Origin of the sequence: Pectobacterium sp. PL64 (genome assembly GCF_022477975.1) — a bacterium.
GTDB lineage: Bacteria > Pseudomonadota > Gammaproteobacteria > Enterobacterales > Enterobacteriaceae > Pectobacterium > Pectobacterium jejuense.
In genome coordinates, this window is the sequence record NZ_CP092071.1 from 1 (window position 1) to 9117 (window position 9117).

At 44.0% G+C, this 9117-nt stretch carries 11 protein-coding genes; 2 read left to right on the forward strand and 9 right to left on the reverse strand.

Annotated features, from left to right (window positions below; translation table 11 throughout):
- Positions 1-640 precede the first annotated feature (640 nt).
- The 4 genes from HP572_RS22855 to HP572_RS22865 form a co-directional block, all read right to left on the reverse strand.
- Positions 641-823 (reverse strand): hypothetical protein, encoded by a 183-nt coding sequence (locus HP572_RS22855; RefSeq protein WP_240585822.1) that lies wholly within the window; start codon positions 821-823, stop codon positions 641-643.
- A gap of 345 nt (positions 824-1168) precedes the next feature.
- A complete protein-coding gene (locus tag HP572_RS23035) occupies positions 1169-1261 on the reverse strand; it encodes a hypothetical protein (protein ID WP_370829099.1) in 93 nt (30 codons plus the stop codon).
- A gap of 821 nt (positions 1262-2082) precedes the next feature.
- Positions 2083-2364 carry a DUF3892 domain-containing protein gene (locus tag HP572_RS22860; RefSeq protein ID WP_240585823.1) on the reverse strand — a complete coding sequence of 94 codons (282 nt, stop codon included), beginning with the start codon at positions 2362-2364 and terminating at the stop codon, positions 2083-2085.
- Positions 2365-2820: 456 nt separating this feature from the next.
- Positions 2821-3039, reverse strand: coding sequence for a hypothetical protein (locus HP572_RS22865; RefSeq protein WP_240585824.1), 219 nt, complete (start codon positions 3037-3039; stop codon positions 2821-2823).
- Positions 3040-3675: 636 nt separating this feature from the next.
- Here HP572_RS22865 and HP572_RS22870 point away from each other — a divergent pair.
- Both HP572_RS22870 and HP572_RS22875 read left to right on the forward strand, forming a co-directional pair.
- Positions 3676-4803: an ATP/GTP-binding protein gene (locus tag HP572_RS22870; protein WP_240585825.1), complete on the forward strand. Its 1128-nt coding sequence runs from the start codon at positions 3676-3678 to the stop codon at positions 4801-4803.
- A 2-nt stretch (positions 4804-4805) separates the two neighbouring features.
- A complete protein-coding gene (locus tag HP572_RS22875) occupies positions 4806-5549 on the forward strand; it encodes a hypothetical protein (RefSeq protein WP_240585820.1) in 744 nt (247 codons plus the stop codon).
- Between the two features lie 893 nt (positions 5550-6442).
- On the opposite strand, the gene HP572_RS22885 is transcribed toward HP572_RS22875, so the two are convergent.
- The 5 genes from HP572_RS22885 to HP572_RS22905 form a co-directional block, all read right to left on the reverse strand.
- Positions 6443-7054: a hypothetical protein gene (locus HP572_RS22885; protein ID WP_103161207.1), complete on the reverse strand. Its 612-nt coding sequence runs from the start codon at positions 7052-7054 to the stop codon at positions 6443-6445.
- On the reverse strand, positions 7051-7893 hold the full coding sequence (locus HP572_RS22890) for a site-specific integrase (protein ID WP_240585821.1): 843 nt from the start codon (positions 7891-7893) through the stop codon (positions 7051-7053). The genes HP572_RS22885 and HP572_RS22890 overlap by 4 nt, the downstream gene beginning before the upstream one ends.
- A gap of 65 nt (positions 7894-7958) precedes the next feature.
- Positions 7959-8258, reverse strand: coding sequence for a type II toxin-antitoxin system RelE/ParE family toxin (locus HP572_RS22895; protein ID WP_103161205.1), 300 nt, complete (start codon positions 8256-8258; stop codon positions 7959-7961).
- Positions 8248-8508, reverse strand: coding sequence for a plasmid stabilization protein (locus HP572_RS22900; protein ID WP_103161204.1), 261 nt, complete (start codon positions 8506-8508; stop codon positions 8248-8250). Before HP572_RS22900 ends, HP572_RS22895 begins: the two co-directional genes overlap by 11 nt.
- 74 nt (positions 8509-8582) lie before the next feature.
- A complete protein-coding gene (locus tag HP572_RS22905; protein ID WP_103161203.1) occupies positions 8583-8807 on the reverse strand; it encodes a hypothetical protein in 225 nt (74 codons plus the stop codon).
- Positions 8808-9117: the final 310 nt, after the last annotated feature.

A 9117-nucleotide genomic window follows, 5' to 3' on the forward strand; every position in this document is an offset into this window, starting at 1 on the left:
TACGGATTATGTTGCGCTACCAACATGCTTTTTAATTATTGCGTCTATGTTGAGTAAATCCAGCTATACCCGCTATGTACAACGTATTTATTCGTTGTACATAGCGGGTATAGCTGATAACGAATAATCTAAAGAAAGGCGAGAAAAAATGAGAGCGAGGCACCCTAATTAGCAGGCTGAAGATGGCCGATTGGCTGAGAACATCTTGTGTAGCGTTATACTGTCTCAAAAATCGGAGGTGAGACAATGGCGTGGGTCAGCGTGAGACAAGCGATGGAATTGACCGGGAAAGGGCGAAGTTCGCTGTACCGGGATATGGCGAAAGGCCGCGTATCATATAGGTCTGAGTCTGATGGTGGTAGATCTCTTGATACAAGTGAGTTGATGCGGGTTTACGGTGAACTGAAACCGAGTGAGACAACAGGTCGGGACACTCAGAGACAGGGTGATGAGACAGATAATAGCGTAATGAAAGACCTGATTTCTGAGATGAAAGCGCTCCGGGAAGAGGTATCGGGTCTCAAACAGGAACTCCAGGAAATGCGCCGGCTGGAATATAAGCCGGCACAGGCTGAATCGGAGAACGTTCACCCTAAACCCTGGTGGCGTCGCTGGTTAGGATAAAACGGGCGCCCGTTCGTTAATCGTCTTCCTCAAGAAGTTGCTCTGGGTGGTAGCAATCATAAAAATCCCGGAGTTTTTCATGCAGCACAAACGCAAGAATTTCGCGTACCTGATCGTGAGTGATAGCGGTGACGGCATAGGACAGCGCACAGCATTGGTCTAACAGTTCGTCAGGCCTAAGAGGGGTATTGTCGAACATGATGGTCTTCCGATAGTGAGATATTTCACCACCATAAGAGTTCCTACGCTCTTTGGGTGGTAGCCCAGACGGGGGTAGGAATACCGGTACTATCGACCCGGCCAGCCCGAAGGCTGCCCCGCCTGAGCCACCATAGAGACGAGCAAAGGCTGCGATATAAAAAAGGACGCTGGCGCGTCCGATCTTATCGCCGATAGTAAGTCCGGGTTCCTACACCCGGTCACCGATGTGCGGTGACTGGGCAATAATAGCTGAAAATACCGTGAAAAGGAGAGCTGATTGCGGAGGAGATGACTAATTTAGATATGGAATGCGACACGTTTCCCTGTCGGTAACCCTGTTTTATCACCGGCGCATAACTCGAGCTTTACGTGTCGGATAGAAAGCAGCTAATGCCCTTATTGGCTTACCTGTATGTTGAATTCGTAACTCTTTCATATTCGGAAAACCTGATCCGTTTAACGAGTCTACATATGGCCTACCGAGCTTGGGTTAGAATTTTTCTGAGATCCCCATAACTTCATAAACCGATTCTCTCAGTGAATCATCTTGAGTTAAAAACCAGGCGTCGAAGCATCCTGCCGTTATTACTCCCCAAATGTTCTCTGCCTATGGCTTATAGCGATAAAACTATAAAGATGAAATCCCAATCAGTAATGACAACCCACTGAACCTCTTCCTCTTATGGCTCTTTGATATGTAAGTGATGATGCAGTGAAGCAGGTTAATCCTGGTTGCCTATAGGGTTGGACTAACATGACATGCTGTTTGACGGATGTTTATTGTTCTCTGTAATGAAATAAGAATATGAGCACTAAAAAGAGATGATGCTGAAAAACTAGGTTTTTTAGTCAAATAGGGAACGACATTATTTATGGAGGTACAAATGATTCGGACAGTTTTAGAACATGTAGACACCGTACTTAGTATTACGGTATCGATGTTGGTTATCTGGCAGTTTTGTATGAACGGTGCGTTATAAAAGCTGTGCTTCTGGGAGGTTAACCGCGTTTTTACGCTGTAACCGCAGCTCATGCACTTCAGTGAATAATCATGCATGTGGTTAAAACTTATCAGGCACGTTTTTAGAGGTTCTGGTCAGGGAAAGGTGTTAGTTTCAGGCTGAAGGCCGCAGAAACGCGTTGATGCCGTTTCTGCGGTGCGTGGATCGGATGTTATGTTCAATCCGGATAACTGTCTGGTACAAAAAAACCGCCAGTAGAGGCGGTTTTTTAGATGTTGTTGCTGTGCATGTGAAATCAGAATTTTGGCAAGTTACCTAAGTTGTCACGCTTGGTTTTGTTTGGGTCAGTGGTGATGTAGCCGTCAGACATAACCTCAACTTTTGCGCCAATGACCCATTCATTTTTGGCGTTCTTAGTTAGTGTTGAGAAAGATACTTTCCCTGTGCTGATCAGTTCACCTACAAACTGTCTTGAATTAATCGATGGTGTGTTTCCGCCAGCTTTGTAGATCTGCACATCCTGAATGTGCTGGCCTGTACTATCCATACGGACAGCCGTGATATAGAAATCCGCCATTATTTATTTTCTCCTGAGGTGGCTACACCATGTAGCTATTGTTTAACATGATTACTTCTAATTATTTGTTTTTAAATATATTTACAATTAAATCAGAGTTTGTATAACTGATGTTTCAATGAATTATTGGCAATGTTTATCGTCGGGAGAACAGTGTAATTTTCGGCATGTGCGGCAATATGATTGAGGGATTTCTTCTCCGTTTTGTAATTTCCTAAAACCAAATACTTTTTTAATATCATTAATTCCACTTGATGTTACTTTGCAGCAAGGGCACTCAGCTCTTATCTCGTAAGGCATATATCACTCCTGAGGTATGGTTAATCAGGTTTATTCGTAGGTATTTCTAGATATGATAATGTTAAAAATTCCCATTGGAGCACCTGAAGGGCTGTTAGATGGTTATGGTGAATAACCATCTAACAGTAGTTAAAAAAATGCAGGGATTTTTATGCGCTACTTTTCTCGATACTGACCATGCTTATCTTCTGTTTTTCTATTTCTAACACGATGAATGTTCACTGTGTGCTTTTCATCTTTTGCCCAGTCGATAGCGTCTTTCTGAGTGTTAGATTCAAACAGAATCTTCCCTGTTTTTTCTTCTTCAACGGCATAATGGGTCTTTGGAGTCCAGTAATCTCCGTTATCAACTTTAACGATATCGACATTTGCCATTCGATTTTCCTTACATAAATTGGATTATGAACAAAAGTTTTTAACTTGCGGAATTTATTGCTTTTTTTCTTCCTGCCTAACAGGGATTTTGAACATCCCCCCGTTAGGACGGGTGATCCGTTTGCCCTTTACCGTTATGTAAGGGCGAAAAATGTATGCTTGTGAGTTATCGTTTTGCATTATGCATTCCTCATTTTTCGCCACATGACTGTTGATTTTTATGTGAAAAATTGTAATGTAACACTCAACAAGTCTTGTGACGGGTTTATTACAAACACTTGAGGTGGTACTCAAGCGTCATATTTGCGTATGATTTGTTATGGGTTAGTTCTGGTGGTACAGGCTAACCCAATCATTTTTCCTTCCTGAAATGACTTTCAGTTTTTTGTAAATCCATAAACTTTCCTTTTCGGTTTTTTTCTTTTATTTATCAGATGGATGGTTGGTTTTTCAGTAATCTATCTGATAGACAGCACATGATGTGTCCCATCGTTTTTTTTGCAATAAGTTACAATCTACTAAACACTTTTAACGGAATAACATCAAAAACTAGTGTACATGTTTATTTTTTTCAGTCAATATTTGCCGTAAAAAAAATACGGATGATTTTTTGCATTATGATAACCGGAGATGACTATGCTTGAGAGATTTGAAGTTGCTGGATTTAGAGGCTTTGAAGATAAGTTTTCACTTGATTTAGCTCAAAAAAGAAACTATGAGTTTAATGATGAGGCAATTAATAACGGGGTTGTAAAAACCAGTGTTATCTATGGTAAAAATGGATCGGGTAAGAGTAATTTAACACATGCGATTTTTGACTTAATATCTCATCTAAGTGAGGCGTCTAAATTACCTTCATTTTTTTCTAGAAATTATTTGAATGCAAAAAATAAATCAGGGGTTGCATCATTTAAATATTGCTTTAGGTTTTTAAATGATGAAGTTGTTTATTTTTATGATAAAAAAAATGCTAGAAGCATTGTTATGGAAGGGCTTGATATTAATGGTGTTAATTTTGTCTATTTAAATAGAAAAGAAAGCAGTGTTGCTACTATAAATATACCGGGTACTGAAAACCTAAATAAAGATTTTTCTGGTGCTGACGATAATGTATCTATTATATCGTACATAAATAATAACTCAGTATTTCCTGATGGAGATATAACAGGAACTTTTAAAAAATTTATATCTTATGTAAAAGGAATGCTTTTTTTTAGATCTCTATTAGAGGGTAACTCATTCATTGGATTAGAGTCATCTGGTAAGAGTATATGCCAAGATATTGTTGAGCACGACAATATTAAAGACTTTGAAAATTTTCTAAATTCTAATGGTGTCGAATGTAAGTTAAAAGAAATTGAGGGTGATAATGGGAAAAATATTGGTTTTGATTTTGGTGATGTAGTTATTCCATTTTATGAGATAGCCTCTACAGGAACAAAGTCTCTTGGCTTGTTTTTTTTCTGGATGCAGCGAATTGAGCAAGTTTCACTAATATGTATTGATGAATTTGATGCTTTCTATCATCATGAATTATCTGCAAATTTGGTTTCCATACTTCGTGATAGCAAAGCTCAGGTTATTTTAACTACTCATAATACTAGTATCATGAGTAATGAAATATTGAGACCGGATTGCTACTTTGTTATGGATAAAAAAAACATATCCCCATTAAATGAATTAACTGACAAAGAGATTAGAGTTGCTCATAATCTGGAGAAAATATATAAAGCGGGTGGTTTTAATAAGGTTAATAAGGCTTGATTATGGCCGAAAAAATTCTTTTTGTTTTTGAAGGTGAAAAAACAGAACACGTAATTTCTCGTGACTTTATTCGTCATTTTATTCATGATGATGAAAAAACAATTGTTAAGGTTTCGTTTTGTGCTGAAATATATCAACTTTATGTGAAAATAAAGGAGGATGATTTTGGTGTGGATTATGTTGATATCTTCCCTTTACTTCAAGAAAGAGATCACAGTCTTAAATCATATAAAAGAGATGAATTTTCTCAAGTATATTTATTTTTTGATTATGATCCACATGCTACGAATTCAAGTAATGACAAATTGCATGAAATGTTAAATGTTTTTAGTGAGGAAACTGATAAAGGAAAGCTTTTTGTCAGTTACCCTATGGTTGAGTCAATTCGCTGTTTTAATGGAATTGATGATGATTTCATTAACTTAGTGATACCTAAAGATGATGTAGGTGGATTTAAAAAATTCGTAAATGAATATGCTGATAAAAAATATAATAATGTACCTCAATGGACTAAAGATACATGGATTAAGGTCATTGAGATTCATTGTAGAAAAGCTAACAGTATTGTTTTTGGTGTCAACGACTTACCAAGTCATGATATTGGGCAGTGTTTAATTTTGGATAAACAATGTGAGATTGAGGAAACGAGCAGCTCTGTTATCGTTATAAGTTCTTTTCCACTAATGCTTTTATCTCACTTTGGTGAAAATATGAAGACTATTTTGGCGGAAAGCACCCCCGATTAAATGGATTTTGTTAGGATCTTCTTGAGATCCTCTGTAACTCGTCGTAATCTCTTGCCTTGTAAACGAAAAAACCACCTGGGGAGGTGGTTTTTCGAAGGTTCAGTAAGTTGGGGAACTTCTGAACCGTGGTAACTGGCTTAAACGGAGCGCAGTCACCAAATCCGTCCTTTCAGTGTAGCTTTAGATTGGCTCCCACTTCAAGAACTCTTACGTACAAATGTATGTAATCCCGCTCCGTGAAACCAGTTACCAGTGGCTACCGCCAATGGCGATTTTTCGTGTCTGTCAGGGTTGGAATCAAGAGAACAGTTACCTGCACAAGACGTGGTAGTCGGGCTGAACGGGGAGTTCGTGCATACAGCCCAGCTTGGAGCGAACCACCTAACCAGACCCCAGCATCCGGCGTGGAATGAGAAAACGCGGCCATGACAGCGGAATGATGCGGGGACACTGTAAGGTGGGAACAGGAGAGCGCACGAGGGAGCGACCTATCGGAAACGGTGGGGATCTTTAAGTCCTGTCGGGTTTCGCCCCTTCTGACTTGAGCGTCATTTTTTGTGATACTCGTCAGGAGGGCGGAGCCTATGGAAAAACGAGTCTCTTTGGATCAGCTCTGGGTGGTGGGGCGCTGCTATCTTTGCGCCAGAAAGTGTAAAGGGTGCACGACTTTCCGGTACGGCGAAAAAAAGGTGTTAGCGACGCACGTCAGCAGATTATTTCTCAGCGTCATGAGTCTGCGCAGGAGCGCCTGTTTGAATGGAAAAAACCATCGGGTTTTCGTCGTTAACACGCGCCGCTCGCCGCAGTCTCATGACCGAACGGAGTGAGCGAATGAGCGAGGAAGCGGAATAGCACTGTTTGTGATGGGATCTCCGTTCACTCCTTACGTTGCTTCAGGATTTGAAAAATTCCATTAATTCCCGGTTTTCCTGTTCCGTTTTGAGCTTTTCCAGTTTTCTCCGCCTACGCTCTGCTGTCGCAGTCGCATTTTTGCGTCGGTTTTCGGCGTCATTACTTTCTTCCTTGGCGATATCTACCTGTTTCAGCGTTTCTGCGATGATGTTTTCCAGCTGATCTTGTGTTGTCCTGATGAGCATACTGGCTTTCTGTTCGCGTAGCGTGGCGGCATTTTCTCGCTGGATGGCCTGATTGAGTTGTTCAGCGAGGCGTTCATTGGCTTTAAATTCGGCCTGTACGGCGTTTTCTTGCGCGAGGTACGCTAGCCTATGGTAATGCGCGATTTTTTCGGCCTGATCGCGGTTATCGGCTTTAACGATTATCCAGATGAGTGCGATCCCGCCTGCACTACCTGTGATGAACATGCCCGACACCATGAATGGCCATAACTCAGCAGCCATGTACCAGCCTGAAAATTTTATAAGCTGTTCACCTTGCCGGATTATCAGCGTGTAGTTTTCCAGTTTGGCTGATATATACACGTAGGCCGCACCAAGCAGTGCAAACAAAACGATTAACACCGTGACTCGCCAGAAAACAAATTTCATCGCAGGTAGGTTTCCGTGATCTCTGGGCGAAAGTGCCCCATTTCCTGGCTGACTGTCGTCAGGGCAGCTTCCCGGAGCAGCCCCAGATGTTGCAGTTCACGCATCCGTTCCTGAGCATAGCTGTGACGAACGCCGTGGGCACCGGCTGACCAGCCTAATACCCGTTGTGCGGCCGCACTGAAGCTGTTTGACCAGGGATGGCCGCCACCAAGCGCGTAACGGCTGGTGTGGTTGACGCCACGATCGGTCAGGGTGACGGTGTGGTCGCGCCTGACCGCTTCAAGGCGTGAAGCAAGCTCCTTTGGAAGCTGGATTTCCCGAACCAGTCCGCCTTTACCGTGAACGGTGTAGATTATACCGCTACGCCCCGCCCACTTTGTTGCATCGGCCTGTCGTACACTGGGCGGCTGTTCATCCGGTCTCGCCAGCGTATAAAGCTCATGGGCGCGTAATCCTGCGGCGTAGGCCAGCTCTGTCGCCAGTGCGTTCTTTGGGGTTTGAGCGGCGCAAATACGGGTGATTTGTTCTGAGGTGTAAGCCCGCCCTGTCAGGATTTGCGGATGGTCTGCGCGGATCACCGGTAAACGCTCGGTCAGAGGCAGGATGCCGGTGACATGGTGCATCATGGCCTGAATAGCTTGCCGCTCCATGTCGAGGGTTTTTTGTCCTACCGATTCGCCCCGGGATTCAAGATAACTGACGGCCAGAGAAGGCGTTAGTTCACGAAGTCCTCCGAGGATACGGGATGCACGAACCCATTCTGCTACCCGGGTTAATGCCTGTTCGTAATTGCGTACGGTACCGACTGAACGCAGACTTTCCCCTTGTATGGCTTTCATGATCGAAGCCGCCTGACGCCCGGGTGAGGAAAATTTTGCTTTTGCCATGAGGATACTGTTGAAGGTTAACGGATCTGCTGAGGGTTCTGGCGCTGACCGATAACAGCCAGAACCTGAACTTTCTGGGTGGGATCATCCACGTCATACAGCACATTCTGTCCCATCAGACTGATACGGCGGACGCCCTCGCCATAGCGCGGATCTAGCTCATATAGCTTGGGAAACTCGGCGAGTTTTTCGGTGGAAGCGAGGAGGCGTTCAGTAACGTGCCTTGCATCCCAGAGAGAAGCGTTTTCAGCGATATAGTCAAAAAGTGCCATCACATCCTCCGTGGCACTTGCTTTCCATTCCACATCATACGGCATCGTGCTTTTCCTGATAGCGGCGCTGTAGCTGCTGACGAAGCTGGTCGGTTGTCATACTTGGTCGGGTGTCGGCACGGGCTTCTGCGACTTTGGCGCGTGCTCTTTCCTCATACTCTGCCTGTGCCAGTTCTTCATTAGCGAGACGCTGCAACAGTGCAGCTTTATCCGCACTTCCTGAAGGAATGAGGTGTGGGAGGCTCTCGGCTAGCTCCCGCAGAAAGTTCGCGTTTTCGTAGTGGGTGCTGTTCATGGATGACGCTCCTGATTTTCCGTAAGTCTGTTTCTGAGTGTAGCAACGTCGCATTAGGATGGCATGTTACGGGCTTAACCATGACGAGCCAGCCAGCGGGTTACGGTGGATAGCACTACCCTAATCCGCTTTGCTCTTAGCCAGCGTTGTAGCTCGGCGGCACTGGCTCCGGCCTGATGAAGCTGGCGCAGTTCTCCGGTGTAGCGATCGAGGCGCGATTTCCTGTAGCGCGGTTTGCGAATTAACCGGGTCTCTTCCTGTAATGCGGCCAGTTCCTGGCTGACGCTAAACTCCGTCATATCATCACCGCTTGATAGTTTGTAAGAACGCCTGACCGGAGATACCGGTTCAGCGGCAATTGAATGCCTATTTGCCCCTGTTTGACACCTTGTGGCGTCTGGCTCGGACTATTCTCGCCATGTTTTTCCCCGTCAGCGTGGGCTAATCGCGGTCGTTACACTGACCAGGTGGCGTTTTAACTGCGTCGCCTCAGTTTCTCCAGATGTCGCTGCTGGGTCTCAGATCCCTCAATGGGCGCGGATTGTTGACCTGTATCCGGTGTAATCAGGAGTGCGTGACGTGCACTAATCATCAACAGCACAAGAATAA

Bases quoted from the DNA above. Each gene is read 5' to 3' on its own strand.
- HP572_RS22855 (WP_240585822.1), bottom strand. From the start codon at position 823: ATGTTCGACAATACCCCTCTTAGGCCTGACGAACTGTTAGACCAATGC.
- HP572_RS23035 (WP_370829099.1), bottom strand. From the start codon at position 1,261: ATGAAAGAGTTACGAATTCAACATACAGGTAAGCCAATAAGGGCATTA.
- HP572_RS22860 (WP_240585823.1), bottom strand. From the start codon at position 2,364: ATGGCGGATTTCTATATCACGGCTGTCCGTATGGATAGTACAGGCCAG.
- HP572_RS22865 (WP_240585824.1), bottom strand. From the start codon at position 3,039: ATGGCAAATGTCGATATCGTTAAAGTTGATAACGGAGATTACTGGACT.
- HP572_RS22870 (WP_240585825.1), top strand. From the start codon at position 3,676: ATGCTTGAGAGATTTGAAGTTGCTGGATTTAGAGGCTTTGAAGATAAG.
- HP572_RS22875 (WP_240585820.1), top strand. From the start codon at position 4,806: ATGGCCGAAAAAATTCTTTTTGTTTTTGAAGGTGAAAAAACAGAACAC.
- HP572_RS22885 (WP_103161207.1), bottom strand. From the start codon at position 7,054: ATGAAATTTGTTTTCTGGCGAGTCACGGTGTTAATCGTTTTGTTTGCA.
- HP572_RS22890 (WP_240585821.1), bottom strand. From the start codon at position 7,893: ATGAAAGCCATACAAGGGGAAAGTCTGCGTTCAGTCGGTACCGTACGC.
- HP572_RS22895 (WP_103161205.1), bottom strand. From the start codon at position 8,258: ATGCCGTATGATGTGGAATGGAAAGCAAGTGCCACGGAGGATGTGATG.
- HP572_RS22900 (WP_103161204.1), bottom strand. From the start codon at position 8,508: ATGAACAGCACCCACTACGAAAACGCGAACTTTCTGCGGGAGCTAGCC.
- HP572_RS22905 (WP_103161203.1), bottom strand. From the start codon at position 8,807: ATGACGGAGTTTAGCGTCAGCCAGGAACTGGCCGCATTACAGGAAGAG.